This window comes from Streptococcus oralis subsp. dentisani (assembly GCF_003944205.1).
In the GTDB taxonomy this organism is placed as follows: Bacteria; Bacillota; Bacilli; order Lactobacillales; family Streptococcaceae; genus Streptococcus; species Streptococcus oralis_BH.
In genome coordinates this window covers 149,405-176,232 of sequence record NZ_RJPH01000003.1, presented here as the reverse complement: position 1 = coordinate 176,232, position 26,828 = coordinate 149,405, and the positions used below count along the sequence as shown (strand labels likewise).

The window sequence follows — 26,828 nt, the reverse complement described above, 5'->3', positions numbered from 1 at the left end:
TTCTATAAAATCAGAAGAAGTTGGAAAGGAGCCCTCTATCTATTCTCACTTTTTATATTCCAAAAGTTCCCCCTCACTCTGTTGAGCAAGCGGTTGCAATTCATCTATAAACTCATCAGAACAGACAAGGCTATTCTTTCGTCTTCTCCCATCCAGACTATACTGTCGGTTGTGGAATCGCACCACATCAGCTTGCGCTCGCGGACTTCTTTAAGGGAAGGAAATAGAGGTTTTTCTTTTAGACTAGGCGACAAGCTGTAGGCATAACTTCCAGTTAGGCAAAACTTGTCAACAAAGTTTTAAAGGAAAAATTTTTTCCTAATGATACTCAATGAAAATCAAAGAACAAACTAGGAAGCTAGCCGCGGACTGTACTTGAGTACGGCAAGGCGAAGCTGACGTGGTTTGAATTGGATTTTCGAAGAGTATTAAAGTCACCGCCGGTCGGGAATCTCACCCAGCCCTGAAGACCCTTTAATCATAGCAAAAAACGCTTGCAAGTGCAAGCATTTTGTTTATTTCAATTTATCCACTTCATAGGTGTGAACGAGCTCAAGACCTGCAAAGTTCTGCTGACGAAGAGCCTCATATACAATCATGCAGACCGTATTCGAAACATTGAGACTGCGAACATGCTCATCATTCATAGGAATACGGAGAGCTTTCTCAGGATGTTCTCGCATAAAATCCTCTGGCAAGCCCTTATCTTCACGCCCAAAGAGAAAATAATGATCCCCACTACTTGACAAATCTGCTTCAGAATAGACCTTTTCTGCAAATTTGGAAATCAAGTAAAGTTGCCCTTTCATCTGAGACATAAAGTCTGCCAAGTTATCATAAAAATGAATCTCTAACTTGTCCCAATAATCCAAACCTGCTCGCTTCATCTTGCGATCATCAATGGGAAAACCCATCGGTTTAATGATGTGAAGGGGAGAATTGGTGGCAGCGCAAGTACGCGCAATGTTGCCTGTATTTTGTGGAATCTGGGGTTCAAATAATACAATGTGATTTGTCATTACGGGTTTCCTTTTATCATTGCAAAAAAATAGCCACACTGCCCGGAGTCAAGCTCAGCAAACAGCGTGGTTAAGGCATCGTTAACTTACCTCACAACAGGTTTGAAGTAAATCAGCGAAACTACTTCCTTAGTATAACACTTTCAGAATCAATGTCAATAGAAACGACTTGATTTTTTTACTTTTTTTATTATATTTTCATACTGAGACATTCACTTTCAAAATAGCCTTAGCAAGAGAGTAAAATCACTTCAAATCAGAGACATTTTATAGAGGATAAGCATATTTATCTTCAAAAACTTGAAAAAGCCCTTTCTTCCTTTAAAAATCGGCTTGGCAAGTGCATTTTTTGCTAAAAAAGGGTATGATAGTTACATCATGAAAAAGTAGGTTTTTTATATGAAAATTGTCCTTGTTGGTGGAGGGAAAGTTGGTTTCGCCCTCTGTCGTTCACTAGTAGCGGAAAACCATGACGTTGTCCTCATCGAGCAAAATGAAGCTGTACTTAACCATATTGTCAGTCGCTTTGATATCATGGGCCTCCTTGGAAATGGTGCTGACTTTGCCATCTTGGAGCAAGCTGGCGTTCAAGAGTGCGATATCTTTATCGCTCTAACTGAATACGATGAAGTGAATATGATTTCAGCGGTACTTGCTAAAAAAATGGGCGCTAAAGAAACCATCGTTCGAGTGCGAAATCCTGAATACTCTAATGCCTATTTTAAGGAGAAAAATATTCTTGGATTTTCACTTATCGTTAATCCAGAACTCCTAGCAGCCCGTGCCATCTCAAATATCATCGATTTTCCTAATGCCCTCTCAGTTGAGCGTTTTGCTGGAGGTCGGGTCAGCCTGATGGAGTTTGTTATCAAAGATTCTAGCGGGCTCTGTCAAATGCCAATCTCAGACTTCCGTAAAAAATTTGGCAACATCATTGTCTGTGCTATGGAAAGAGACCATCAACTCATGATTCCAAGTGGTGATGTTACTATCCAGGACAAGGATCGGATTTTTGTTACGGGGAATCGTGTGGATATGATGCTTTTCCACAACTATTTCAAATCGCGTGCAGTGAAAAGCTTGCTTATCGTTGGAGCTGGAAAGATTGCTTATTATCTACTCGGCATTTTAAAAGACAGTCGCATTGATACCAAGGTCATCGAGATCAATCCTGAAAGAGCTCGTTTCTTCAGCGAAAAGTTCCCCAATCTCTATATTGTCCAAGGAGATGGAACTGCAAAAGATATTCTGCTTGAAGAAAGTGCTCCCCACTATGATGCAGTCGCAACCTTGACTGGGGTTGATGAGGAAAATATCATCACCTCTATGTTTCTTGACCGTGTTGGCGTCCATAAAAATATCACCAAGGTCAACCGAACAAGCCTTCTAGAGATTATCCACGCGCCTGATTTTTCAAGTATTATCACACCAAAAAGCATCGCAGTGGATACCATTATGCACTTTATCCGTGGTCGAGTAAACGCTCAGTATTCAGACCTTCAAGCCATGCACCATCTAGCAAACGGTCAAATTGAAACCCTGCAATTCCATATCAAGGAAGCTAATAAAATGACTGCCAAGCCACTTTCGCATCTAAAATTAAAAAAAGGTGTTCTCATCGCAGCCATTATCCGAAAAGGAAAAACAATCTTCCCTACTGGAGAGGATATGCTTGAGGTGGGAGACAAGTTACTCGTGACGACCTTATTGCCAAACATCACCAAGATTTATGATTTGATTGAGAGGTAAAAAATGAATAAAAGTATGATTCGTTACCTCCTCTCAAAACTTCTCTTGATTGAGGCTGTTCTCCTTCTAGTACCTGTTGGTGTAGCAACCTATTACCAAGAATCCAGTCAAGTATTTATCGCTCTCTTTTCTACGGTTGGAATTTTAGTCCTTCTCGGTGGTCTAGGCGTTTTACGGAAACCGAAAAATCAACGGATTTATGCCAAGGAAGGGGTCTTAATTGTTGCCCTCTGTTGGATTCTATGGTCTTTCTTTGGTAGCCTCCCTTTTGTCTTTTCAGGACAAATCCCAAGCGTCATCGATGCCTTCTTTGAAATCAGTTCTGGATTTACAACGACTGGTGCTACTATCCTAACAGATGTTTCCGTTCTCACTCGTTCCCTCCTCTTCTGGAGAAGTTTCACCCACTTGATTGGAGGGATGGGGGTGCTTGTTTTCGCACTTGCTATTATGGACAATGCCAAAAATAGTCACTTGGAGGTGATGAAGGCTGAGGTCCCTGGCCCCGTCTTTGGCAAGGTCGTATCCAAGCTAAAAAACACTGCCCAGATCCTCTATCTGCTTTATCTGGCTCTCTTCTCCCTTTTTGTGGTTATCTACTACCTAGCAGGCATGCCTCTCTATGATAGTTTTGTCATCGCTATGGGAACAGCAGGAACTGGGGGCTTTACCGTCTATAACGACGGAATTGCCCACTACGGTAGCTCACTCATCACCTATCTAGTTAGTATCGGAGTGTTGGTTTTTGGGGTTAACTTCAATCTCTACTACTACCTCATGCTCCGTCGGGTTAAGGCTTTCTTTGGAGATGAAGAACTACGAGCATATATAATCATTGTCCTAGTTTCTACCGGCTTGATTACGCTTAATACGCTCCACCTCTATCAAGGTGTCTCTAAAAGTGTTGAAATGGCCTTCTTCCAGGTTTCCAATATCATCACGACAACAGGTTTTGGTTACGGAAATATTACCAACTGGCCCCTCTTCTCCCAATTTATCCTCCTCTTCCTCATGGGAATCGGTGGATCGGCTGGCTCAACTGCAGGTGGTCTCAAAGTGATCAGAGGACTAATCCTCTCAAAAATTGCTAAAAATCAGATTTTGTCCATCTTATCCCCTCACCGTGTCTTGACTCTACATGTCAACAAAACTGTGATTGACAAGGATACCCAGCACAAGATTCTTAAATATTTTGCCATCTACGTGATGATTATACTCTCTCTCATCTTTATCGTCAGTCTTGATAGCAATGATTTTCTAGTCGTGACCAGTGCTGTCTTCAGCTGTTTTAACAATATCGGACCTATTCTAGGTACAACCTCTAGTTTTGCCATCTTTAGTCCCATCTCTAAAATCCTGCTCTCCTTTGCAATGATTGCAGGCCGCTTAGAGATTTACCCAATTTTACTACTCTTTATGAAACGCACTTGGTCTAAACGCTAATTATAATACAAATCCCCTTTTACAAGCTAGTAGAAGGGGATTTTTCTATTAAAAACGAGAAGACCTTTCGGTCCTCTCCTAATCGGTTTATTTTTTAAGAGCTTCTTTGTATCGAGCAACTTCCGCTTGGTTAGCCCAAACATAGTGACCTGGACGAATTTCTACCATAGATGGCTTGTCTGTCTCATAGTCATGTTGGTCAGGATCGTAAACTTTCAAGACCTTCTTGCGTTCCAAGATTGGATCTGGAATCGGTACAGCAGATAGAAGCGCTTGAGTGTAGGGGTGGACAGGATTGTTAAACAACTCCTCTGTCTCCGCCACTTCGACGATAACTCCCTTATAAATAACTGCGATACGGTCCGAGATAAAGCGAACAACTGACAAGTCATGCGCGATAAAGAGATAAGTCAAGCCCAACTCTTTTTGGAACTTCTTGAGCAAGTTCAAAACTTGCGCACGCACTGATACGTCCAAGGCTGAAATTGGCTCATCTGCAATGACAAAATCAGGTTCCATCACAAGGGCACGGGCAATCCCGATACGCTGACGTTGACCACCAGAAAACTCGTGTGGATAACGGGTCAAGTGTTCTTTCAAAAGTCCAACTTCATGGATCATCTTTTGAACTTTTTCTTTTCGATCTTCTTCGTCTTTAAACAAGTGGTAGTTGTAAAGACCTTCAGAGATGATATAGTCAACCGTCGCACGCTCATTCAAGCTTGCTGCAGGGTCCTGAAAAATCATCTGGATACGACGAATCAAGTCTGAGGATTCCTTGTGAGATTTTTTGCCATTAATTTTCTGGCCATCAAAGATAATCTCTCCTTTACTGGTATTATTTAAACCAATAATGGCACGACCAATGGTTGTTTTCCCACTACCAGACTCACCTACAAGAGAGAAAGTTTCTCCCTTGTTGATAAAGAAGTTGGCGTTTTTAACCGCGACAAACTTCTTACTTCCTTCACCGAAGGAAATTTCTAAATCTTTAATTTCTACTAATTTTTCAGACATTTCCTTCCTCCTAGTCTTCTAGATGAGCAAAGCCCATTTTATCACGAATCTTGTCATGCAAATCTGCAATGACTCCAGGTTTTTCAACTTTAGGAGCATTCTCATGAAGCAACCAAGTCTTAGCCCAGTGGGTATCAGTGACTGAAAACTTAGGTGCCTTCTCTTCAAAATCAATTTGCATCGCATAATCTGAACGAAGGGCAAAAGCATCACCTTTCAACTCAGTATAAAGAGACGGTGGTGTTCCCGGGATAGAGTACAATTCTCCTTTATCATCAGCAAGCTGAGGCAAGCTAGACAAGAGACTCCAAGTATATGGATGACGTGGATCGTAGAAGACTTCCTCAACAGTACCGTATTCTACAATTTCACCAGCATACATAACCGCTACCTTATCGGCAATACTTGCTACCACACCAAGGTCATGGGTGATAAAGATAATGGTAAAGTGGTACTCATTTTGCAAGGTTTTAAGCAAATCAATGATTTGCGCTTGAATGGTAACGTCAAGGGCCGTTGTTGGCTCGTCACAGATCAAGATATCTGGACGACAGGCAAGGGCAATTGCAATAACGATACGTTGGCGCATCCCTCCAGAATATTGGAAAGGATACTCGTCAAAACGTTTTTCAGCGTCTGGAATTCCGACCTTGTTCATATAGTCGATTGCCATCTCTTTGGCTTCCTTAGCTGTTTTCCCTTGATGTTTAACAATAACTTCAGTGATTTGGCTACCGATTGTATTGATTGGGTCCAAACTTGTCATAGGGTCTTGGAAGATGGTCGCAATTTTAGCACCACGAATCTTCTCCCATTCCTTGTTAGAAGTAAGAGCAGTCAAGTCTTGTCCACGATAGTCGATACTTCCTTGGGCAATACGTCCATTGTCTTCTAACATCCCTGTAAAGGTTTTTGTTAAAACAGATTTACCAGAACCAGACTCACCTACCAATGCAAGAACTTCTCCCTCAATCAGGTCCAGAGAAACTCCTCGGATAGCCGTCAGAACTTTGTCACGAACGTCAAATTCCACGACAATATCACGAGCAGTCAAAATTACATTATTTTCTTTTGTCATGTCTACTCCTATCTATGTGTACGTGGATCACTAGCGTCCGCTAGGTTTTGACCAACAACGAAAAGAGATAGGGATACCAAGATCAAGGTTGTCAACGGAATCCAGAACAAGTAAGCGTTGGTCGTAACGTTTTGTGAGTAATCTGAGATCAAACGTCCCAAACTTGGCACTGTTACAGGTAATCCCAATCCAAAGAAGGAAAGGAAGGCTTCATAAGAGATGAAGCTTGGCAACATCAAGGTCATCGTAGAAACAATAACGGATACCAATTGTGGCATGATGTTTTTAACGATGATTTTAAAGGTTGGTGTTCCAAGTGTTTGAGAAGCAAGGTTGTATTCCAAGTCACGGTAACGCATGATTTGGATACGAATCATATAAGCAATCCCAATCCAAGTTGTCACACTCATGGCAAAAATCAAATTCCAGAAACCAGCACCAATTGAGTAAGTCAAGACAATGACAATCAAGAGAGATGGAATGTTTGAAATAATGTTATAAACTTCCATCATGACGCGGTCAACGGATTTTGAAATTCCCCAAATTCCACCAACAATAACCCCAATCACAAGGTTGATAAAAGTGGCAATGACAGAGATGAGGATAGAGTTACGCGCCCCAAACCAAACCCCGTCAAACAAGGATTTACCATTGCTATCTGTACCAAACCAATGCTCAGCATTGGGCTTGATAAAACGAGCAGAGAAGTCATTGACCTTACTTACATCGTTGAAGTCAAAATCTGAGAACATTGGGTAAATAAAGCTCATCAAGATAATGGCAACCAAAATTCCTAGCATAAAGACTGTTGATTTTTTCTTTAGAAACTGTCTAAATACAGAACCCCAGTATGAATAGGCAGGAGCATCAATTGTTTCAGAGGCAAAATCGTCACGTTTTACGAACTGAAATTTTTCTTTTCCGATTGTTGACATTATTTGCCTCCTTTCTCTGTCAATTTAATACGTGGGTCAAGCATGGTCATCCAGATATCTCCTACAAAGAGTGAGAAGATAGAAATACATGTGAAGATGAAGACGAGACCAACTACCATTGAGTTGTTTGATGCCTTAACAGAGTCAATCAACATTTTACCCATACCTGGGAAGGCGAAGACCGTTTCTGTCAATGTTGCACCACCAATAACTCCGATTACGGCACCAGGAATACCTGAAACCAAAGGAACCATGGCATTTTTAAAGATGTGTTTATTTGAAATTTCTTTTTCAGACAAACCTTTGGCACGAGCAAAACGTACGAAGTCCTGAGATTGCAAGTCGATCATGTAACGACGGATCCAGATAGCTGTACTTGGCGCACCCAATAGACCTAGAATGACTGCTGGCAAGACGTAGGAACGCCAATCTCCAGCCCCCAAGATAGGAAATGAGTCAGGCAGACCAATAGATGATCCAATCAAGCGCACGATGTAAACCAAAGCGATCGTTGGAAGGGCAAGCAAGAAGGTTAGAGCACCTGTCGAGAAGCTATCAATCCAAGTATTCTTGTGGCGAGCCATAGCAGATCCAAGAGGAATGGCAATCGCATAAGAAATAACCAAACCGATCAAACCAGCAACAGCCGAGCTTGCAATCATTGATGGATATTGATAATTGCTTTCTGTAGCTGTATATGGATCGTCTTTACCATAGTTAGCTACCTCACGCGCATCTGCTTGACTTGGTGACTTGTAGGTACGAGAGTAAATATCTACAGAGGAAGTCTTTTTACCCGTAGGGAATTGAACTTCTGATGTCTTGGTTTGTCCTTGCCCCTGCGTGATAACTTGAAGCACTGGTGTGTTTGCATAAGTTGGGTAAGAGTCTCCCAAGTTAATGTTCACAAAGTTTTGGTGTACAAATGGAAATTGATTGTTGAAATACAAAAGATATTTATGTTTTGTACCTGAACCAACCAATGACCAACCGATAGCAGGGTCATTTTCAAAACGAAGATAACGTTCCAAGTTTGGATTTTCAGGGTCTTGAATCTTGTTTGTATGATCAATGTCGAGCAAGTTCGAGTAGAATTTGAAAACACGTTCAAAAATTGGAATTTCACGCGTGGCATAGAATTGACCACTTTCTGAGAATACACCGAGTGTCCAACCATTACCTAGTTGGTTGATGTATTTTTCGTAGATTGCCTTATTTGTATCATTGGCATCTACTGTTACAGATGAGTCCATTGTGCTCGCTTTTTCTTGCAACTCCTTGGTATCGTAGTACTCGATATAGCCCATCCGCTCATAAACGGTATTTTCATAGTTATCCCGTTTATCTGGCGTCGTTGCAATCTTGTTATAGTTGGTATCCTGCTTGAAAATCAGTTTTCGAGGAACCATCGTATAGATAATCGTGTAGGTCAAGGTTGTCACCAAGAAGATAGACACCAATGAACGCAATACACGCATAAAAATATATTTCTTCATATCGTTTCCTTTTAAAATCCCAAAAGAACCTTCTCCTCATGGAGAGAAAGTTCTCTTGAGAGTTATTTATTTAACGTGATTAGCCAATTCTTTTTGAACTTTTTCGTTTGATTCTTTTTTCTCTTTGAGCCATTTTTCACGAGCTTGTTCATAGTCAGCTTTTGTTACAACCTTATCTTGTAACTGAATATACTTGAAGTATACGTCTGAGCCCTTATCTCCAGATTGACTGTATGATGCTGTGAATGGCACAACACGAGAAATGAATGGTGCAGCACCAGTTGATGACATAGCTGGCAAGATGAGTGAGCTATCTGTCAACCAAGCTTGAGCAGCCGCGTATTTTTCATAACGAACATTCAAGTCGCTTGTTTCTTTAGCAGCTTCATCAACTAGCTTATCGTATTCTTTCAAACCAACTTGAGCTGCTGCAGCATTATCTGCACCTTCGTAACCCATGTATGTTTTTGTTTGTTCAGCATTCGTTGTTTTCAAGATATCAAGGTAAGTTGATGGATCTTCATAGTCTGGGTTCCATCCAACGCCACCTGAGAGATCCCAGTCTTCTGCTGCTGCATTCGCCGCATAGTAGGTAATATTAGTAAACTCATCTTTAGAAACTTGTTGGATATCGATGACTACATTGCCTTCACCAAGCACTGTTTCAACGGATTGTTTGAAGGATTGGATACGTGCGATATAGTTTTTAGCAGTTTGGTCTACTGGGATATCCAAGTGGATAGGGAATTTCACACCTTCTGCTTCCAATGCTGTTTTGGCTTTGGCAAATTCGGCTTTGGCTTTATCGGCGTTGAAAAGTCCATCTTGACCATCTGCAAAGTTTACATTCTTCCACTCATCACCGTAAGCAGCCATCTTTTCAGTTACCAAGTCACCGAAAGTTTTTTCACCAGCAGAGACGAAGTCAGGTTTTACAAAGAGGTTACGAACGGCACGAGGAGCACCTTCTTTACCATTGATTTGTGCTGAGTAAGAAGTACGGTCAAAGGCAAAGTTCAAGGCCTGACGGAAGTCTTTGTTAAGAAGGGCCTTCTTAGTAGAAGTCTTCTCTTCATCAGTTGTCTTAGAAGTGTATTTGTAACCTTGACGGTCAATATTCACACCCAAACCACCAATACCAGGTCCTGATGGGGTGTAGAAGATATTTTCCTTGTAGGTTTCTTCTACTTTAGAGTAGTTTGAACTTGTTGGGTAAAGACGGGCATAGCTATAAGCTCCACTTGTAAAGTTACGTTCAATAGACTCTTGGTCTGAACCATCATAGTAAGCAAGTGTTACTTTATCAAGATGAACATTGTCTTTATCCCAGTATTGTTCATTTTTAGCGAACTCGATAGAAGACTTAGCAGTCAAACCTTTCAGCAAGAATGGTCCATTGTAAAGCAATGATGTAGGGTCAGTCGCTTTAGCAAAGTCAGATCCTTTTGATTTTTCAAATTCTTCGTTCAATGGCCAGAAGATTGAATAAGCCATCTTAGAGTTCCAGTATGGTTCAGGTTTGTTCAAAGTATACTCAAGAGTATAATCATCAACTGCCTTTACACCTACTGAAGAAAAGTCTTTATTGTTTCCAGCTTTATAGTCAGCTAGACCTTTAACTGAATCTTCTGCTAGATAAAGTGCTTCAGACTTGTTATCAGCTGCGTGTTTCAAGCCATTTACGAAGTCTTTCGCTGTCACTTCAGCATACTCTTCGCCATCTGATGTCATCCATTTGACACCTTTACGAATCTTGTAGGTATAAGTCAACCCATCTTTTGAGACTGACCAGTCTTCTGCAACTGCAGGAGTCAAATTCCCATATTTATCATTTGTAAAGAGACCATCGATACCATTTGAAGTGGCAATTTTGGTACTTTGTTTCCCTGAAATGAGGTAATCCAATGTTTCTGGGTCAGCTGAATAAACATAACCATAGGATTTTGGAGCTGTTGAATCAGATGATTTTGAAGAACCACAAGCAGCGAGAACGCCAGTTGCCAGCAAAGCAATCCCTGCTGTAACAAATACTCTACTTTTTTTCATGTATGTAACTCCTCTTAAAAAATTTAGGCTTATTGCCAATTATACCATAGATTTCTCAAAAAGTAAACGAATTTTCAGAATATTTAGGCGTGTAACCACAAAAAACTTTCATTTATCAAATTTTTCTATTCTTTGTTTGCTATCTATAGAATCAAAAGGGAAGTTAAGGCTCTATAAAGCCTGATTTTCAGATTTTCTCTCCCCATTTTTCCATCCAATCAGAAAGGGCAATCTTCTAAATTGGATTTTCGATTAAGAAACTATTGACGTAGAATCATTTTCAAGGTATAATATTAAACGTTGAGGCGGTATAGCCAAGTGGTAAGGCACGGCTCTGCAAAAGCTTGATCGTCGGTTCAAATCCGTCTACCGCCTTTCAATACCTGAAATAACAGGAATTAACCGAATGAAAAGCCCGTAAATCGGGCTTTTTTGTTTTTTTCTTCGGACAAATAAGGACAACTTTGAAAATCTTTTGGGACGAATAAAAAACAGTGACGAAAATCACTGTTTTACTCGGTTTCTTCTTCGGGTTCTATTTCGGTGATTTGAACTTTTACCTTGGTAACACGTCCATTTTTCACCTTATCATTGGTCAAGATAACCTGCTTGTTTTGACTGACCAGTTCATAACTGATTTTTTCAGTTGTTGGGATCGTACCAACACCCGTCAAATAATAACCGGCGATAGTATCCACATCGTCGCTTTCTAGTTCAACGCCAAAATAGTCGTTGAAGTCATTAAGATTCATGGTTCCTTGTGCAATATAGGTATCCTCACCGATTTGATGGACTTCGATTTCTGCTCTGTCCGTTTCGTCATCAATTTCGCCGACGATTTCCTCCAGGAGGTCTTCCAGAGTTACCAAACCAGCCATACCACCGTATTCGTCTAGTAAGATAGCCATTTGATTTTGGGTATTTCGAAGCTCTTTAAGGAGATCATCCACAAAGATAGTTTCAGGCACAAATAGTGGCGTTTGGAGGATTCGTTTCCAGACAATATTTTCAAAACCATCCGCATAGGCAGCGTTTAGCAAGCGCTTGGTATGAATCAAACCGATGACATTGTCCTTATCCCCATCATAAACAGGAATACGTGAGAAATTTTGCTTCAAAATACTTTCGATAATCGCCTTACTGTCATCCTGAATATCTACCATAAAGGCGTCTGTACGAGGCACCATTAGCTCACGAGCCATTAGTTCATCTAGAGAAAAGATCCCCTGTAGCATTTCAATCTCATCTGCATCCAGTGTTTCTTCACTATTGGTGAGCATGTACTCAATTTCATCTCGAGTCATTTTTTCATCCGCATCATCAAAGGTCATTGGCGTTAAACGACTCAAGAGATTGGTTGAAGCAGATAACAACCAGACAAAGGGACTGACAATTTTCCCCAAGCCAATAATGACTGGTGCGGTTCGGATAGCCAAGGTATCTTTCAGATTTAGAGCGATTCTCTTGGGATATAGTTCACCAAAAACAATAGAGATGTAGGTCAAGAATGCCAAAGAGAGGAAACTTGCAATGGCATAAGCTGTTTCTCCGTTCCCCATCCAAGAGGCAATTACTTGTCCAAGTGTATCTGCCAATTTTGCCCCTGACAAGATCGTGATCAAGGTGATACCGACTTGAATTGTTGATAAAAAGTGGTTAGGATTTTCAAGTACCTTTAACAAACGAATGTAACGTTTGTCTCCCTCTTCTGCCTTTTGTTCTACTCGGGAACGGTTTAGTGACACCATTGCCATCTCAGTGGCTGAGAAAAAAGCATTTAACAAGGTCAAGATAAATAATAATACAAACTGTAGCAACAAATTCTGACTGCTCGGGTCTTCCATAGTCCTTCTCCTAAAATAGTATCTTGTGTCCCATTATATCATAAAATCCATCAGGATTCACATTATTTTTCATTTAAACAACAGCTCCCCCCGTCTCTAGAAGACAAAGGAGCTATTTTTATTGTATCTATTGTTTCTAATCTGTCACTGTTACTTGCCCTGTTCGGTAATCAAGCTGGATTCCCTTTTGAACATTGGGGATTAGGACATTGAATTCCAATTCGCCATCTGAAGACTTGGCTTCGATTTGTGAAGCGGATGGAACTAGGTCCTCATTTGTCGCATAGTGGAGCGTCACCCGATAACGGACCCTCTTATTTTGGTCCAAGGCTTTTCTGACCAAACTCTCATAGTAGTTCTGACCTGTCGAATCTTCAGCCTGCGCTTGGTTAGCCCAAGCTGTCTGGACTGCAATATTCTTAGGATTGCTGGTAGAGGCATCAAAACCATCCAAACCACCTATCAAGGCATAGCCCAGCAGGTGTCCTCTATCGACTGCATGTGTGTAGGCTCCCTTTAGATTCTTAACCTGATGCCATCCTGGTGGCGTCCAAGAGGTGGATCCATTTCCTGTTTCTTCACGATTCTTATACTGCCGAGTCGCTTTGGATAAGATGGCATTGGCAACAGTTGGGACTGTTTCTTTTCCAACTGTCTTTGTTTTATTATCCGCATAGGGTTTGCTTGAAACCTTGGCATCTAGATTGGTTTTATTGCCATTGACAACAAAAGCCCCTGCTCCATTCCACTCGAGATCCCCCTTGATTTGGTTCTTTATCGACTCAGTTAAGACACTTTCAGCCAGCTCCTGACTGGGAGCTTCTGAAGCTTGTTTTTTCTGACTAACCTTAGTTCGAGGGCTATTTGATGCCGACTGCATCTGCTTGATATAATAGCTTCCAGCAGCCAAGAGTAAGAATAGAAGTAACCCTATCAAAGTCTGTCTTGTTTTTTTGTCCATTTTTCTCCTTATTTCTTTAGAAAAAGACTGGTCTCCCAGTCTAATTTCCTGTAAATTTGCTAATCAATTCCTGCCACTTTGCCGGAGACAAGATTGCCCATGGATCCTGTCCCTTTCCTAGGATACCATAACCAACCATCAAGCCGATTCCTAAAGCCAAAAAGCCTAGCAATAGTACGATAAAAATCAACAGTAAACGACGGAGTACATAGCGTAAGTTTTTATTCTTCTTCATCATTTGCCTCGATTCGCTGAATCTTCGCTCCTAGCTGAGCCAATTTCTCATGAAAACGGTAGTAACCTCTATCAAGGTGGACTAACTTACCGACAACTGTTTCTCCCTGCGCCACCAGACCTGTCAAAATCAAAGCAGCACTAGCGCGAAGATCCGTTGATAGAACTTCAGCCCCCTGTAAAGCCTGTCCTCCGACAATACGAGCTGTATCACGGATAATCTCCGAATGCAGGCCCATACGGCGCATTTCCTCTAAGTGTTGGAAGCGATTCTCAAACACCGTTTCCACCATGGTGGATTCCCCTTTTGCGACTGTCATCAGAGCTGTAAATTGCGCCTGCATATCTGTTGGGAAGCCTGGATGTGGTAAAGTTTTTACATGAACAGCCTTGAGGTTTTCAAGTTGAGAACGAACACGGATGCCTTCTGATTCCTCTGTCACTTCAACACCCATTTCAAGTAGTTTTGAGATTAAGGGGCGATTATGTTCCCAGACTGCATCACGAACGAGGACATCTCCGCCAGTCATAGCTGCAGCCACCATAAAGGTTCCAGCTTCGATACGATCTTGTACCACATTATGAGTTGTTCCATGGAGTTCCTCAACACCAGTCACTGTGATTGTTTCTGTACCGGCTCCCTTGACCTTGGCTCCCATTTCATTAAGGAGAATAGCGAGGTCAACAATTTCTGGCTCACGCGCAGCATTTTCAATGACCGTCACACCATCAGCTAGAGTCGCTGCCATCATGAGGTTTTGTGTTGCGCCAACACTAGGAAAGTCCATGTAGATATGAGCTCCATGCAGGCGTTCTGCCTTGGCTTCGATGTAACCAGCTGTCTGGCTAATCTTTGCCCCCATAGCTTCCAAACCTTTGAGGTGGAGGTCGATCGGACGACTCCCAATAGTGCAACCACCTGGCATGGATACCTTGGCGTGGCCTACGCGAGCAAGGATTGGTCCTAAGACAACGATCGATGCCCGCATCTTGCTGACATACTTGTATGGAGCTTCCTCCGTGATATCACCAGTCGCATCGACCTCGACAACATGAACTTCCTCATCAAAGTCCACCTTGGCATTCAGACCTCGAACCACTTGATTCATGGTGAAAACATCTGACAAGATTGGGACATTCTGCAAGACTGTCTTCCCCTTGCTTGCTAGAATAGTCGCTGCCAACAAGGGCAAGACTGCATTCTTTGCTCCCTCGATCGTCACACTCCCGACCAGACGATTATCTCCGCCTTGAACCACAATTTTTTCCATAGTTTTTCCTTTACTTTTGATTTTATAACAGTCCTCTAAGTGCTTCTTGCCACAGTTGGTACAAACTGATAAAGAATGAACTCAAGATGTAGCCCATTACAATACTAAAGAAGCCTACCAACAAACGAACTTTTTTTGTGTTAGTAGCGGTCACTTTTAAAACCTTTTCCCATCTCACAAGGTCCTTCAAAAGGTAAAAACTCAAATAAATAAAGAGTATATGACTACTTAGAGTGAATAATAATTGAACCATTTGACTATTATACCATCTTCTCTGCTTGCGCGCTAGTTTTCGATTTTTCTACGAATTAGGGATTCTTTTTGAGGTAATCAATCGCATCTTGTAAGGTTTTTACGGGAACGATTTTCATCTCTGTCTTGATGGTTTTAGCAGCTTCTAAGGCTGTTTCATAGTTGCTTTTCGCATTGGGATCTGCTTTTTTCGCTTCCTCGGTGACTGGATTGTCAGGAGCAAAAAAGATGTTGGCTCCCTGACGAGAGGCTGCAACTACTTTTTTGTCAATTCCACCAATATCGCCAACATTTCCATCGCGATCAATAGTTCCCGTTCCCGCAACGATGCGGCCATTACGAAGTCCTGGATCTGCTATCTGGGTGTAAATAGCGAGGCTAAACATGAGACCTGCACTTGGACCCCCGATACCAGCTGTTGAAAAGCGAATTGGAACATCACTGGTCACTTCCGTACGGTCAATTAAACCAATCCCAATCCCGTTTTTCCCGTTTTCAAGAGTGATAATTTTACCTTCAGCAGTCTTGACTCTTCCGTCTTCTTCGTAGGTTACCTTGACTGGATCCCCTAGTTTTTGAGAGTTGACATAATCAATCAGGTCTTTTGAACTGTCAAATGTTTTGTCATTAACAGCCGTCACGGTGTCTGCTATGTTCAGAATGCCCTTAAAAGTTGAATTTTCTGTCACGGTCAAGACATAGACTCCCAGGTACTTGAGTTCTATATCCTTGCCAGCCGTCTTCAAGCCTTGATACTTGGCCATGTTTTGAGAAGTTTGCATGTAGAACTGATTGATCCGCATAAACTCTGCATCAGTAGAGCCACCCGTAGTCTCCTGAGCGCTTCTAATATCCGTGAAAGGTGTTAACCAAGCATAGACAAGATGCGACAGGGTTGCATGTCGAATCCCAACTGTCACAAACTGGTAAGCTCCTGCTTCTGTGTCTTCTGTTTCATTGACTTTTAAAACTTGACGAATATCTTCCGCTCCACCTGGAACTTCTATGTAGTATGGTAAAGGTACTACAAAGGCTAAAAAAGTCAATACTAGTGCTAGGATGACATATAAGGGCCATCTAGTTTTTTTCTTCATGTTCTAATTCCTCCACAACACTGTTTGGGACATATTGCTGAATCTCCTGACAAAACTTCAGGAGCTCTCTCACGGCTGACGAGCTAATATAGAGATGCTCTGGGCGACTATGTAGGTAGACAGTCCCGATTTCTGGAGCCAGTTGATAATTGTAGTAGTCAAAACTAGCCTCATATTGCAAGTCTGTAGCATTCCGCAAACCACGGACAAGAGTTTTAGCTCCCAATCTTCTTGCAACATCAACAACTAATTGGTCGTGAGAAGCTATTACCTCTACATTATCTAAATGCGCCACAGCTTTTTCGACTGCCCGTTTGCGATTTTCAACAGGGAGAAAACCTTGTTTGTGGGGATTGTAGAACACCCCGACATAGAGCTTATCAAAGAGTTTGCTGGCGCGTTCAATGATATCCAGATGTCCATTTGTCATCGGATCAAATGATCCTGTAAATAATCCAATTTTATCTGACATAGACTGTCACCTTACTAATCCCATATATTTTTTCCTTCCAGATGCCTAAGCAGGCGATTTCTTCTGGAAGTTCTACAGACTTATCGGTTTCGCAGACGACCATGACTTCTTCAGAGAAGAGATTTCTTTCCGCCATTTTTTCGATATCTGCAACGATTTGTTCCTTGGCATAGGGAGGATCTAAAAAGACCATGTCAAAGGGACCTGTAACTTGCTCCAAAGCACGCTCAGCTTCCATCTTTAAGAGCTGAAATTTAGAAACTTCTTTGGTCATTTGGATATTTTCAGCGATGATAGCTTGTGCCTTTCGATCCCGTTCCACTAAGACAGCATGGGACATCCCTCTTGACACAGCTTCAATAGACAGACCGCCACTGCCAGCATAAAGATCCAAGACACGACCACCCTCAAAATAGGGGCCTATCATGTTAAAGATAGCTCCACGCACCTTATCTGATGTCGGCCTCGTCGTCTTGCCTTCTAGCGTCTTGAGGGGACGCCCTCCGTAGATTCCTGATACGATTTTCATACCGTTTATTATACCAAATTATAGGCAAAAAGAGAAAGAAAACCGAACCTTACGGTTCGATTCCCTACAAGATATTTTCATAAGTGTCGCGGACTTCTTGAGGCCAGACACTGGTCTGAACCTCTCCGATGTGTTTCTTACGAAGAAGGAACATGGCCATCCGAGACTGTCCGATACCCCCACCGATTGTCAATGGGAAAAGGCCGTTAAGCAGAGCCTTATGCCATTCCAACTCAAGACGATCTTCGTCTCCTGTAAGGGCAACTTGGCGACGAAGCGTGTCTTCATCTACCCGAATCCCCATTGAGGAAAGTTCAAAGGCACATCCAAGAGATTCATTCCAAACCAGAATATCCCCATTCAGTCCCTTGTAGCCATTCTCAGACTCTGTTGTCCAGTCATCGTAGTCAGGTGCGCGGCCGTCATGAGGTTTCCCGTCAGGCAACTCGCCACCAATACCAATCAAGAAGACTGCACCAAACTCTTTACAGATTGCGTTTTCACGCTCTTTCGGTGTTAGATCTGGATAGCGTTCCACCAACTCTTCCGTATGGATAAAGGTAATCTGTTTTGGCAAGATAGATTCAATATCATAGCGTGCTTCTACTGCCAGCTCTGTCAGACGAATAGCCTTATAAATCTTTTCAACGGTTTCTTTGAGATAGGCGATATTACGTTGTCCATTTGGAATCACTTTTTCCCAGTCCCACTGGTCTACATAAACAGAGTGGGTTGCATCCAGCGAATCTTCGTCTGGACGAAGAGCCTTCATGTGAACAAACAGACCCTCACCTTCACCGAAACCAAAACGAGCCAAGGTGTGGCGTTTCCATTTGGCAAGTGAGTGAACGACTTCATAGGTTTCATCTGGAATCTGCAAAACCTTGACAGATACTGGATGTTCGACACCGGACAGGTTGTCCTGCATACCATCGCCGACCTTGCTCAAGATAGGTCCCTGAACTTCCACGACTTCTAGTTTATCTTTCAAATACTGGGTAAAGGTGTTTTTAACAAAAGAAATTTCTTCTTGCTGATGAATAAAGCTTTTCTTCATAACTACTCCTAAAAAATTAATTAAAAGCATTATACACCTATTTTCAAGAAAAGGAAAGAGTAAATAAGAAAAAGTCAGCGCTCTTTAGAACACTGACTCTGTCATTCATTAATCGTTTCGACCAAAGATTCGTAAGATGCTAAGGAAGAGGTTGATAAAGTCTAGGTAGATGCTGAGCGCCATTGAAATGACCCAACCTGTCGCTACTTGCCCTCGTGACTGCTCATAAACATAGCGAATCTTTTGGTTGTCCCAAGCAATCAAACCTGAGAAGACCAAGACCATGGCAATACTAATCATGTAGTCAAAGAAACCACTAGCTAAGAAAATATTCACAATCATGGCAATGATGAGACCAACAAGCGCCGCCATCAAAGCTCGTCCCATTCCACTCAAATCCTTCTTGGTGAAAATCCCGATTGCCGCCATGACAAAGAAGAGAAGGGCGCTGGATACAAAGGCTGATAATACGGTTCCCGGTGTATAGAAGGCTACGACAAAACTAAGTGTGAAGCCATTTAAAACAGAATAAATTAAAAATACTGGGAGAGCCGCTGGACTATTTTTTGCAGCCATACTACTTGCAACAAAGACCAGACCAAGTTCTGCAAAAGTTGCAATCATCAACCAGAGACGACCATGCATTAAAAAGTAGACCAATTGGGACTGAAAGACTGTCAACATCAAAGCTGACACGAGAGCTGACAGACCAATCCCAAGTCCCACAAAGGCGTAAACCTTAGCATAAAATTGATTAAGACCTGAACGTTCTTGAATAATCGTTTGATTCATAATCTTTCTCCTTTTCTCTAAAAGTATACTTTGATTATAACAAAGTTTTTAAAATTTAGCTAAAATAAAACATCAAAATGCCTGCGGCAACTGCCACGTTGAGACTCTCTGCCCGACCTTTCATGCCTATATGAACCAGCTGATCAGCACTCTCAGCCATGACAGAACTAATCCCCTGTCCTTCATTTCCCATAACTAAAACAAAGTCTTCTAAGGGAGAAAGGTCACGATAATCCTCGGAATCTCTTGATAAGGTCGTTGCCAGAATGAGCAAGTTGCTCTTTTTTGCCTCTTCTACAAAGGTAGAAACAGACATCCTATAAATAGGCAAATGAAAATGACTTCCTTGCATGGAACGTAGGGTCTTAAGACTGTAGATATCCGCTGACTTGTCTGAAACAATGACTCCTGTAAAACCTGCCGCATCCGCAGTCCGAATCATGGTGCCCACATTACCTGGATCTTGGACATCTTCTAAAAATAGATACTTGCCCTGACGAAAATCAGGCAGCCCCTCTTCTTCTTTTTGAATCACTGCAACAATCCCTTGAGGAGTTTGCGTATCTGCCAAATCTAGCAAAATCTCCTCTGAAACCCAGATAGTTTGAGGGAAAGCAGCTAGCTGATCTCGGTAACTTTCTAGAGCAAAAATCTTCTCAATCGTCACTCCAGCTTGAACAGCTTCTTCGAATAAGTGCCAACCTTCAATCAAATAGGCAGACTTTCGATATTTTTTTTGATGCAATTTCTTGGCATTTTTTACCACTGAATTGGCTTTTGAGGTTATAATAGTCATAGAAACATTATAACACAATCAAAGGGGTTTAGTATGCAAAAGGTTAGAATGATTGCCCAAGGCAGGGTGCAGGGTGTTGGTTTCCGTTGGGGTGTTGTTACTCTAGCGCTTGAAATCGGTGGCATCACTGGTCGTGTCTGGAATAACGACGATGGTACAGTAGAAATTCTCGCTCAGGCAGAGTCCTCCGCCACTATGGCAAAATTTATCCAAGAAATCCGTAAAGGACCAACGCCTTTTTCAAAAGTTACCTATCTAGATGTGCAAATGAGCAACTTTTCATCCTATTCAGACTTCAAAGTCGCAAATTAGGTCTCCAGAACTATTGTATATTTGAAAAAAAAACAGTAGAATAGAAAGGTATAATTTTTAAAGAAGGAATGAAAACATTGAAATCTATTAAACGTTTTGCCCTCTCTGCTATGGGAGTGACTATGCTACTCGTCTTGACAGGCTGTGTCCAAGTAGACAAAGCAACAGGACAACCGACTGGATTTATCTGGAACACCATCGGAGCGCCTATGGCAGAGGCCATCAAATATTTTGCCAATGATATGGGACTTGGTTTTGGGATGGGGATTATCATCGTAACCATTATCGTTCGTTTGATTATCTTGCCACTCGGTATCTACCAATCCTGGAAGGCGACGCTTCACTCTGAAAAGATGAACGCCCTCAAACACGTGCTTGAACCACATCAAACCCGTCTCAAAGAAGCAACAACTCAGGAAGAAAAACTTGAGGCTCAACAAGCTCTCTTTGCTGCTCAGAAAGAACACGGTATCAGCATGCTAGGAGGCGTCGGATGTTTCCCTATCTTGCTCCAAATGCCTTTCTTCTCTGCTATCTACTTTGCTGCCCAACATACTGACGGGGTCGCAGGATCTAGCTTCCTCGGTATTGAACTAGGATCACCAAGCATGCTCCTCGTAGCCTTTGCAGGTATTCTTTACTACCTCCAATCAATCCTCTCGCTTCATGGCGTAGAAGACGAGATGCAAAGAGAACAGCTTAAGAAAATGATCTACATGAGCCCACTCATGATTGTGATCTTCTCACTTTTCTCACCAGCCAGTGTAACGCTATACTGGGTTGTCGGTGGTTTTATGATGATTCTTCAACAGTTTATCGTCAACTATGTCGTTCGTCCAAAACTTCGTCAAAAAGTACGTGAAGAATACGAAAAGAACCCTCCGAAAGTCAGCCCTTCTGCAGGTGCAAGAAAAGATGTGACTCCTAAGCAGACTCAAGCGATCACGACCAATAAGAAAAAGAAAAACCGCAACTCTGGCAAACAACGATCTAGATAAGACTCAAAAGGCTTAGCTGAAAGGCTAAGTCTTTTTGCATCACAAAAGCCCGATGTTTCCATCAGGCTTCTTTTTATCCATGTACACGTTTCATATAGTCTTGGTAACTTTCTGTATCCATGAGTTCCTTGGCATTCTTAACACGGTCTGCTGTTGGAGGTTTTACCCCTTCGAGCGAATAGGGAATACCAAGTTCACGCCATTTGAACTCACCCATAGTGTGATAAGGAAGAATTTCAAACTTATCAACATTTTTGAGGGTCTTGACAAACTTACCGAGTTCGATCAAGTCCTCATCTCTGTCCGTCAAACCTGGAACCAGCACGTGGCGAATCCAAACAGGTTTTCCAATATCTGATAGATACTGGGCACAGGCCAAGATATTTTTATTGGTTTGGCTAGTAACGATCTTGTGCTGTTCTTCATTGATTTCCTTGATATCCAGAAGAACCAAGTCTGTCACCGCCATGAGTTTATTAAACTTTTCGAGATAACGTGGTTTGTTACGGAACGGAAGGGCACAGGTATCCAAGGTACAGTGGATTCCTTTTTCCTTGGCCTTGGTAAAGAGTGCAATTAGGAAATCGATCTGTAAGAGGGCTTCTCCTCCACTGACAGTGATTCCTCCCTTGTCTCCCCAGAAACCACGGTAGCGAAGGGCTTCTGTCAAGACATCGTCTACTGTCCGTTCGCGTGATTTATTGGTCTCCATAGCCCATGTATCAGGGTTATGACAGTACTGGCAACGCATGTGACAACCCTGCAAAAAGACAATGAAACGAATCCCAGGGCCATCTACCGCCCCAAAACTCTCTGTCGAATGCACCATTCCTGTCACTTGTCCATAGTCAATTGTTTCTTCAGACATACCGTCACCTTCCTTGAAACCGTTTTATAGTTTTATTATATCACGAGTAAGATGAAAAACAAGGTTTTTTTGTCTATTTTTTAGAAAGCAATCTGTTTTTCACTTTCATTTTCAATTTCTTTTAATGATCCGATTCAAAATCAAAACCATACAAGGTTGCGAAATAGTCCTCAGGACGCTCTGCACGGCGGATTTGGCGAGCTTTGCCTTCTTCGGTATAGAGGATTTCTGCAGAACGCAGTTTGGCATTGTACTGGTAACCCATGGAGAATCCATGGGCACCTGTATCATGAATCACCAGCAAATCACCTATTTCTGTATGAGGCAGTTCGCGATTAACAGCAAATTTATCATTGTTTTCACAGAGTGAACCAACCACATCTACGACCTCCACTGGTCCGTCTGGTTTCGTCAGATTGCTGATATGATGATAGGCGCCGTACATGGCTGGGCGCATGAGATTGACAGCTGAGGCATCCACACCCAGATAGGTACGGTAAGTTTTTTTCTTATGAGTGACTCTTGTGACCAGAACTCCGTGAGGTGCCAGCATAAAGCGGCCCAATTCAGTGAAAATCTTGACCTGACCAAGACCTGCTGGCGTAAGGACTTCTTCATAAACCTTACGCACACCCTCACCAATCACAGCAATATCATTTGGCTTCTGGTCTGGACGATAGTTGACACCGATTCCGCCAGAAAGATTGATAAAGTCCAGCGAAATGCCCAACTTTTCCTTGATTTCCACAGCTAATTCAAAGAGCTGACGGGCCAACTCTGGATAGTAGAGATGGGTCACGGTATTGGATGCTAGGAAGGAGTGAATCCCAAAGATCTTGGCTCCTTTTTCCTTCAAAACAGCAAAGGCTTCAAAGAGTTGATCCTTGGTCATGCCAAACTTGGCCTCCCCAGGATTGTCCATGATATCTGTTCCTAGCTCAAACACTCCACCTGGATTGTAACGACAAGAGATGATTTCTGGAATGCCTACAGCTCGCTCCAGATGCGCAATGTCTTCAAAGGCATCCAAGTTAATAGTTGCACCTAATTCATGGGCATAAGCGTAGTCTTGGTCTGGGGTATTGTTAGAAGAGAACATAATCTCAGAACCGGGGAAATCCAGTTTGTGGCTCATCAGGAGCTCTACATAACTAGAACAGTCCACACCACAGCCTTCCTCTTTGAGGATTTTCAAGATGGCTGGTGTTGGGGTGGCCTTAACTGCAAAATATTCCTTAAAGCCCTCGTTCCAGGAAAAAGCTTGGTTGACCGCTCTTGCTTTCTCGCGAATTCCCTTCTCATCATACAAGTGAAAAGGAGTCGGGAACTCTGCAACAATCGTTTCCAAATCTTCTCGGCTGATAAATGGTATTTTCATAAGCTTCCTTCTATTCTGTTTGCAAAGAAAGGCTGGGACAATCGTTCCAACCTTTAGTTCTATCTCTTATTTGTCTTCGTCAAAGATATTGCCAATCTCGACATCGATGGATTGGTTCTTGACATCAATATTGGTTACTTTCAAGAGTGACTTGTAATCAAACTGCTTTTCACGTTCTTCTTGGGCATTGTCTGCAAAGACTGCGACACCAGCTAGTTCAGAATCGAACTCACGCAAGAGACTAATCATCCCGTTGACAGTTCCTCCGCCTTTCAAGAAGTCATCCACAATCAAGACACGACTGCCTGCCTTGAGACTGCGTTTTGAAAGGAACATTTTTTCAATGCGGTCACCACTTGATCCTGATACATAGTTTACGCTGACAGTTGAACCTTCAGTAATTTTCAAATCACGACGCACAATGACAAATGGAACATTGAGGACATTGGCAACTGCATTTGCAAGCGGAACACCCTTAGTCGCTACTGTCATAACCGCATCGATTTTTTGGTCCATAAAACTCTTGGCAATGATACGACCAATATTTTTCAAAATGGCAGGTGTACTGAGCAAATCAGATAGGTAGATGTAGCCACCTGGCAAGATACGGTCGCTTTCTGAAAGCTTATCACGCAAGTCTGCGATCATTTCTTTAGCTTCATGGCTAGAGATGGATGGTGTAAAGATAACGCCACCACCTGCCCCAGTCACTGTCTGGATATGGCCGATTTCGATTTCCTCAAAGGCACGCTTGATAATCACGATGTCCTCTGAGATAGATGATTTAGCTGATTCGTACTTTTCCGCAAAGGTATTGAGACTGGTTAGTTTGTATGGATTATTAATCAAATAGTTGGAAATGACAACCATTCGATCACTTCTTCTTAATTTCATTTTTATTTACCATTCCATTTAATTTTGATATTTTATCCATTATACCACATTCACATAAAAAAACGAACATTATTGTGTAAAAAATGCTCGTTTTTCTTAAATTATTAATCTAAATCTGGTTTATAGAAGGAACGATTGTCCATGGCGAAGATTTTGTTGGTCATTTCTCCTTTATCCACCAAAGCAAGAGCTGTTGTCATCATCATCATGCTGGCATCGAGATTATCGATCATATGAATGATTTCAGCTTCCATCACACGAGGACGAACAGGACTACCATACTCGAGTAATCCATGGTGACTGAGGATAACATGGCGCAGTAGTACCACTTCTTCTCTGCTATCATCTATACCAAGCTCCATGACTGCCTTAGTGATTTCGCTATCGATTAGGGCGATATGTCCGATAAGATTGCCTCGCACAGTGTACTCAGTCTGATCAGGACCACTGAGTTCTAAAACCTTGGCCAAGTCGTGCAACATAATCCCGGCATAGAGCAGGCTCTTATTGAGCTGAGGATAGATCTCGCTAATGGCATCTGCCAAGCGCACCATGGTTGCCGTGTGAAAAGCCAAACCCGTTTCAAAGGCATGATGGTTGGTCTTTGCAGCTGGATAGGAGTAGAATTCCTTATCATACTTGGTGTAGAGACTGCGAACGATACGCTGCCAGACAGGATTTTCTATCTTGAAAATCATTTGCGACATGTAGTCTCGGATTTCCTTGACATCGACCGGTGACTTGACCTTGAAATCAGCCGGATCGTTGGGTTCGCCAGGCTGAGGCAGTCGGAGAGTAATTTGATTGACTTGAGGAGTATTATTATAAACTTCTCTGCGCCCTTTCATGTGGACTACTTTCCCTACGGTAAAGGCCTCAATGTTATGAGGCTGGGCATCCCAGAGTTTTCCTTCAATCTCACCACTATCGTCTTGAAAGGTAAAGGCTAGGTAGTTTTTCCCAGCTCTTGTCTGTCTCAGGTCAGCTGATTTGATTAGGTAAAAGCCTTCAAACAGCTCATCTTTTTTCATGTGACTAATCTTCATATTCTTCCTCATCTTCTTGGAAATGGAGTAAATCAAGCGCAGGCTCACCTTCTGATAACTCAATGTGACGGAGCGTCCGCTCAATAGCTGTGGTGCGACGGTTTAATAATTCATCAATATTGCCAGAGGCATGTTGGAGATGTTTTTGCGCCTTGACCAAAATTCCCCCGAACTTGCCAAACTCGGTCTTAACGCTAGCAAGAGTCTTGCTAATATGGTCGGCACTCTTTTGGATATTGAGAGTTTTGAAGCCAACTGATAGGGAGTTGAGCAGAGCTGACAGGGTACTTGGACCTGCGACAATAATCTGCTCCTCCCGTCTCAAATCATCAAAGAAGATAGGGTTGCGGACAATCTCTGAATAAAGACCTTCTGTCGGAACAAACAAGACTCCAAAATTAGTTGTCCGAGGTGGAGCTAGATACTTGCTCTTGATATCCTTGGCGAAACGCTTGACACCTGCTAGGAGTGACTTACGGCAACGTTCGATTTCATCCTTATCACCTGCTTCATAGGCTTCTTCTAAGCGGTAATAATCTGCCAGTGGAAACTTGGAGTCAATCGGCAGATAGACAGTTTCCTGATCGCCTTGCCCAGGTAACTTGATGGCATACTCCACTCGTTCACTGGAGTTTTCAACCGTTGCGTATTCTCGTTCGTACTGGGCAGGCGTCATGATGTCCTCGATGATTTGGCCCAGTTGCAATTCACCCAGAATGCCTCGCGTCTTGGTTCCTGAGAGAACCTTGTTGAGGGCTCCGACATCACGGGCAACTGTCTGCATTTCTCCAAGGCCACGATTGACAGACTCCAGTTGCTTGGAAACTGTCTCGAAGGATGCTTGCAAGCGTGTCTGCAAGGTCTTTTCCAGTTTTTCCTCGACCGTTTGGCGCATTTGCTCCAAGCGTTGCTCATTTGATTCCTGCAGGGCTTGAAGACGTTGGTCAGTCTTGTCTCTAGTTTGGAGGAGATTCTCATTCATCTCCTGTCTAACTTGAGTCAGGCCTTGGTGCAACTCCATTCGCACTTCTTGCAAACGGTCGCTGACAGCCACTTCCAAATCTTTTTGACCTAGCTGGTTGACTTGTCTGGCTTGTTCAAAGCGATAATCCAGTTGATCTGAAAGATTGTCTGCCTGATCCTCCAAGCTCTTGGCTAGGTACTTGTCTTGCTTATCCTGCCTTTGCCAAATCAGAAAGAGTCCAGCTAGGTTGGCAATTAATAATAGTAGTAATACAGTCTCCATC

Annotated in this window: 26 protein-coding genes and 1 tRNA gene; 5 read left to right on the top strand and 22 right to left on the bottom strand. The window is 42.4% G+C overall.

Annotation, left to right across the window (positions count from 1 at the left end):
• Positions 1 to 515 precede the first annotated feature (515 nt).
• Complete coding sequence (locus D8805_RS04020) at positions 516 to 1,019, bottom strand: tRNA (cytidine(34)-2'-O)-methyltransferase (RefSeq protein WP_038805802.1); 504 nt, start codon at positions 1,017 to 1,019, stop codon at positions 516 to 518.
• A 399-nt stretch (positions 1,020 to 1,418) separates the two neighbouring features.
• Between D8805_RS04020 and trkA the strand changes: the two genes are divergently transcribed.
• Together trkA and D8805_RS04005 are read left to right on the top strand one after the other, a co-directional pair.
• Entirely contained in the window at positions 1,419 to 2,768 is a 1,350-nt protein-coding gene (gene trkA / locus D8805_RS04010) for a Trk system potassium transporter TrkA (RefSeq protein ID WP_125415526.1), read from the top strand.
• A gap of 3 nt (positions 2,769 to 2,771) precedes the next feature.
• Positions 2,772 to 4,211: a TrkH family potassium uptake protein gene (locus D8805_RS04005; protein ID WP_125415524.1), complete on the top strand. Its 1,440-nt coding sequence runs from the start codon at positions 2,772 to 2,774 to the stop codon at positions 4,209 to 4,211.
• Between the two features lie 87 nt (positions 4,212 to 4,298).
• Here the strand turns inward: D8805_RS04005 and D8805_RS04000 are convergent, their stop codons facing one another.
• The 5 genes from D8805_RS04000 to D8805_RS03980 form a co-directional block, all read right to left on the bottom strand.
• On the bottom strand, positions 4,299 to 5,228 hold the full coding sequence (locus D8805_RS04000; RefSeq protein ID WP_001291316.1) for an ATP-binding cassette domain-containing protein: 930 nt from the start codon (positions 5,226 to 5,228) through the stop codon (positions 4,299 to 4,301).
• 10 nt (positions 5,229 to 5,238) lie between these two features.
• On the bottom strand, positions 5,239 to 6,306 hold the full coding sequence (locus D8805_RS03995) for an ABC transporter ATP-binding protein (protein WP_000159698.1): 1,068 nt from the start codon (positions 6,304 to 6,306) through the stop codon (positions 5,239 to 5,241).
• 8 nt (positions 6,307 to 6,314) lie between these two features.
• Positions 6,315 to 7,241: an oligopeptide ABC transporter permease OppC gene (gene oppC, locus D8805_RS03990; RefSeq protein WP_000103934.1), complete on the bottom strand. Its 927-nt coding sequence runs from the start codon at positions 7,239 to 7,241 to the stop codon at positions 6,315 to 6,317.
• The gene (locus tag D8805_RS03985) at positions 7,241 to 8,737 is read right to left on the bottom strand and encodes an ABC transporter permease (RefSeq protein WP_000759921.1); all 1,497 of its coding nucleotides are present in this window, start codon (positions 8,735 to 8,737) and stop codon (positions 7,241 to 7,243) included. Before D8805_RS03985 ends, oppC begins: the two co-directional genes overlap by 1 nt.
• A 66-nt stretch (positions 8,738 to 8,803) precedes the next feature.
• Entirely contained in the window at positions 8,804 to 10,783 is a 1,980-nt protein-coding gene (locus D8805_RS03980; RefSeq protein WP_000749717.1) for a peptide ABC transporter substrate-binding protein, read from the bottom strand.
• A gap of 304 nt (positions 10,784 to 11,087) precedes the next feature.
• Between D8805_RS03980 and D8805_RS03975 the strand changes: the two genes are divergently transcribed.
• Positions 11,088 to 11,158, top strand: a tRNA-Cys gene (locus D8805_RS03975).
• A 137-nt stretch (positions 11,159 to 11,295) separates the two neighbouring features.
• Here D8805_RS03975 and D8805_RS03970 read toward each other — a convergent pair.
• The 11 genes from D8805_RS03970 to D8805_RS03920 form a co-directional block, all read right to left on the bottom strand.
• Complete coding sequence (locus D8805_RS03970; protein ID WP_125415522.1) at positions 11,296 to 12,627, bottom strand: hemolysin family protein; 1,332 nt, start codon at positions 12,625 to 12,627, stop codon at positions 11,296 to 11,298.
• A 136-nt stretch (positions 12,628 to 12,763) separates the two neighbouring features.
• Complete coding sequence (locus tag D8805_RS03965; protein ID WP_125415520.1) at positions 12,764 to 13,588, bottom strand: DNA/RNA non-specific endonuclease; 825 nt, start codon at positions 13,586 to 13,588, stop codon at positions 12,764 to 12,766.
• Between the two features lie 40 nt (positions 13,589 to 13,628).
• Complete coding sequence (locus D8805_RS03960) at positions 13,629 to 13,823, bottom strand: DNA-directed RNA polymerase subunit beta (protein ID WP_000739701.1); 195 nt, start codon at positions 13,821 to 13,823, stop codon at positions 13,629 to 13,631.
• Positions 13,810 to 15,093 (bottom strand): UDP-N-acetylglucosamine 1-carboxyvinyltransferase, encoded by a 1,284-nt coding sequence (gene murA / locus D8805_RS03955; RefSeq protein ID WP_125415518.1) that lies wholly within the window; start codon positions 15,091 to 15,093, stop codon positions 13,810 to 13,812. Before murA ends, D8805_RS03960 begins: the two co-directional genes overlap by 14 nt.
• Positions 15,094 to 15,115: 22 nt before the next feature.
• Complete coding sequence (locus D8805_RS03950; RefSeq protein WP_002892633.1) at positions 15,116 to 15,346, bottom strand: DUF1146 family protein; 231 nt, start codon at positions 15,344 to 15,346, stop codon at positions 15,116 to 15,118.
• Positions 15,347 to 15,401: 55 nt separating this feature from the next.
• Entirely contained in the window at positions 15,402 to 16,439 is a 1,038-nt protein-coding gene (locus D8805_RS03945) for a SepM family pheromone-processing serine protease (protein ID WP_000730769.1), read from the bottom strand.
• A complete protein-coding gene (gene coaD, locus D8805_RS03940) occupies positions 16,423 to 16,911 on the bottom strand; it encodes a pantetheine-phosphate adenylyltransferase (protein ID WP_001280709.1) in 489 nt (162 codons plus the stop codon). Before coaD ends, D8805_RS03945 begins: the two co-directional genes overlap by 17 nt.
• Positions 16,901 to 17,440 carry a 16S rRNA (guanine(966)-N(2))-methyltransferase RsmD gene (rsmD, locus tag D8805_RS03935; protein ID WP_125415516.1) on the bottom strand — a complete coding sequence of 180 codons (540 nt, stop codon included), beginning with the start codon at positions 17,438 to 17,440 and terminating at the stop codon, positions 16,901 to 16,903. The genes coaD and rsmD overlap by 11 nt, the downstream gene beginning before the upstream one ends.
• Before the next feature lie 64 nt (positions 17,441 to 17,504).
• Positions 17,505 to 18,497: an aspartate--ammonia ligase gene (gene asnA, locus D8805_RS03930; protein ID WP_000747987.1), complete on the bottom strand. Its 993-nt coding sequence runs from the start codon at positions 18,495 to 18,497 to the stop codon at positions 17,505 to 17,507.
• A 108-nt stretch (positions 18,498 to 18,605) separates the two neighbouring features.
• Positions 18,606 to 19,289: a Bax inhibitor-1/YccA family protein gene (locus D8805_RS03925; RefSeq protein ID WP_125415514.1), complete on the bottom strand. Its 684-nt coding sequence runs from the start codon at positions 19,287 to 19,289 to the stop codon at positions 18,606 to 18,608.
• A 55-nt stretch (positions 19,290 to 19,344) separates the two neighbouring features.
• The gene (locus D8805_RS03920) at positions 19,345 to 20,085 is read right to left on the bottom strand and encodes a TrmH family RNA methyltransferase (protein ID WP_125415512.1); all 741 of its coding nucleotides are present in this window, start codon (positions 20,083 to 20,085) and stop codon (positions 19,345 to 19,347) included.
• A gap of 33 nt (positions 20,086 to 20,118) precedes the next feature.
• On the opposite strand from D8805_RS03920, the gene D8805_RS03915 reads away from it, so the two are divergent.
• Positions 20,119 to 20,397, top strand: coding sequence for an acylphosphatase (locus D8805_RS03915; protein ID WP_001174610.1), 279 nt, complete (start codon positions 20,119 to 20,121; stop codon positions 20,395 to 20,397).
• 77 nt (positions 20,398 to 20,474) lie between these two features.
• Complete coding sequence (gene yidC / locus D8805_RS03910) at positions 20,475 to 21,395, top strand: membrane protein insertase YidC (protein WP_125415554.1); 921 nt, start codon at positions 20,475 to 20,477, stop codon at positions 21,393 to 21,395.
• Positions 21,396 to 21,468: 73 nt separating this feature from the next.
• On the opposite strand, the gene pflA is transcribed toward yidC, so the two are convergent.
• The 5 genes from pflA to rmuC all read right to left on the bottom strand — a co-directional run bounded on the left by pflA (position 21,469) and on the right by rmuC (position 26,827).
• A complete protein-coding gene (gene pflA / locus D8805_RS03905) occupies positions 21,469 to 22,263 on the bottom strand; it encodes a pyruvate formate-lyase-activating protein (RefSeq protein WP_001288281.1) in 795 nt (264 codons plus the stop codon).
• Between the two features lie 121 nt (positions 22,264 to 22,384).
• Positions 22,385 to 23,641, bottom strand: a complete 1,257-nt coding sequence (locus D8805_RS03900) for a diaminopimelate decarboxylase (RefSeq protein WP_125415510.1) — start codon at positions 23,639 to 23,641, stop codon at positions 22,385 to 22,387.
• Positions 23,642 to 23,707: 66 nt separating this feature from the next.
• Positions 23,708 to 24,535: a pur operon repressor gene (gene purR / locus D8805_RS03895; protein WP_002874197.1), complete on the bottom strand. Its 828-nt coding sequence runs from the start codon at positions 24,533 to 24,535 to the stop codon at positions 23,708 to 23,710.
• A gap of 104 nt (positions 24,536 to 24,639) precedes the next feature.
• Positions 24,640 to 25,581 carry a 3'-5' exoribonuclease YhaM family protein gene (locus tag D8805_RS03890; protein ID WP_125415508.1) on the bottom strand — a complete coding sequence of 314 codons (942 nt, stop codon included), beginning with the start codon at positions 25,579 to 25,581 and terminating at the stop codon, positions 24,640 to 24,642.
• A complete protein-coding gene (gene rmuC / locus D8805_RS03885; RefSeq protein WP_185774567.1) occupies positions 25,571 to 26,827 on the bottom strand; it encodes a DNA recombination protein RmuC in 1,257 nt (418 codons plus the stop codon). Before rmuC ends, D8805_RS03890 begins: the two co-directional genes overlap by 11 nt.
• Position 26,828: the final 1 nt, after the last annotated feature.

Excerpts from the sequence above, each read along its gene's own strand:
- D8805_RS04020 (WP_038805802.1), bottom strand. The coding sequence starts at position 1,019 with ATGACAAATCACATTGTATTATTTGAACCCCAGATTCCACAAAATACA.
- trkA (WP_125415526.1), top strand. The coding sequence starts at position 1,419 with ATGAAAATTGTCCTTGTTGGTGGAGGGAAAGTTGGTTTCGCCCTCTGT.
- D8805_RS04005 (WP_125415524.1), top strand. The coding sequence starts at position 2,772 with ATGAATAAAAGTATGATTCGTTACCTCCTCTCAAAACTTCTCTTGATT.
- D8805_RS04000 (WP_001291316.1), bottom strand. The coding sequence starts at position 5,228 with ATGTCTGAAAAATTAGTAGAAATTAAAGATTTAGAAATTTCCTTCGGT.
- D8805_RS03995 (WP_000159698.1), bottom strand. The coding sequence starts at position 6,306 with ATGACAAAAGAAAATAATGTAATTTTGACTGCTCGTGATATTGTCGTG.
- oppC (WP_000103934.1), bottom strand. The coding sequence starts at position 7,241 with ATGTCAACAATCGGAAAAGAAAAATTTCAGTTCGTAAAACGTGACGAT.
- D8805_RS03985 (WP_000759921.1), bottom strand. The coding sequence starts at position 8,737 with ATGAAGAAATATATTTTTATGCGTGTATTGCGTTCATTGGTGTCTATC.
- D8805_RS03980 (WP_000749717.1), bottom strand. The coding sequence starts at position 10,783 with ATGAAAAAAAGTAGAGTATTTGTTACAGCAGGGATTGCTTTGCTGGCA.
- D8805_RS03970 (WP_125415522.1), bottom strand. The coding sequence starts at position 12,627 with ATGGAAGACCCGAGCAGTCAGAATTTGTTGCTACAGTTTGTATTATTA.
- D8805_RS03965 (WP_125415520.1), bottom strand. The coding sequence starts at position 13,588 with ATGGACAAAAAAACAAGACAGACTTTGATAGGGTTACTTCTATTCTTA.
- D8805_RS03960 (WP_000739701.1), bottom strand. The coding sequence starts at position 13,823 with ATGAAGAAGAATAAAAACTTACGCTATGTACTCCGTCGTTTACTGTTG.
- murA (WP_125415518.1), bottom strand. The coding sequence starts at position 15,093 with ATGGAAAAAATTGTGGTTCAAGGCGGAGATAATCGTCTGGTCGGGAGT.
- D8805_RS03950 (WP_002892633.1), bottom strand. The coding sequence starts at position 15,346 with ATGGTTCAATTATTATTCACTCTAAGTAGTCATATACTCTTTATTTAT.
- D8805_RS03945 (WP_000730769.1), bottom strand. The coding sequence starts at position 16,439 with ATGAAGAAAAAAACTAGATGGCCCTTATATGTCATCCTAGCACTAGTA.
- coaD (WP_001280709.1), bottom strand. The coding sequence starts at position 16,911 with ATGTCAGATAAAATTGGATTATTTACAGGATCATTTGATCCGATGACA.
- rsmD (WP_125415516.1), bottom strand. The coding sequence starts at position 17,440 with ATGAAAATCGTATCAGGAATCTACGGAGGGCGTCCCCTCAAGACGCTA.
- asnA (WP_000747987.1), bottom strand. The coding sequence starts at position 18,497 with ATGAAGAAAAGCTTTATTCATCAGCAAGAAGAAATTTCTTTTGTTAAA.
- D8805_RS03925 (WP_125415514.1), bottom strand. The coding sequence starts at position 19,289 with ATGAATCAAACGATTATTCAAGAACGTTCAGGTCTTAATCAATTTTAT.
- D8805_RS03920 (WP_125415512.1), bottom strand. The coding sequence starts at position 20,085 with ATGACTATTATAACCTCAAAAGCCAATTCAGTGGTAAAAAATGCCAAG.
- D8805_RS03915 (WP_001174610.1), top strand. The coding sequence starts at position 20,119 with ATGCAAAAGGTTAGAATGATTGCCCAAGGCAGGGTGCAGGGTGTTGGT.
- pflA (WP_001288281.1), bottom strand. The coding sequence starts at position 22,263 with ATGTCTGAAGAAACAATTGACTATGGACAAGTGACAGGAATGGTGCAT.
- D8805_RS03900 (WP_125415510.1), bottom strand. The coding sequence starts at position 23,641 with ATGAAAATACCATTTATCAGCCGAGAAGATTTGGAAACGATTGTTGCA.
- purR (WP_002874197.1), bottom strand. The coding sequence starts at position 24,535 with ATGAAATTAAGAAGAAGTGATCGAATGGTTGTCATTTCCAACTATTTG.
- D8805_RS03890 (WP_125415508.1), bottom strand. The coding sequence starts at position 25,581 with ATGAAGATTAGTCACATGAAAAAAGATGAGCTGTTTGAAGGCTTTTAC.
- rmuC (WP_185774567.1), bottom strand. The coding sequence starts at position 26,827 with ATGGAGACTGTATTACTACTATTATTAATTGCCAACCTAGCTGGACTC.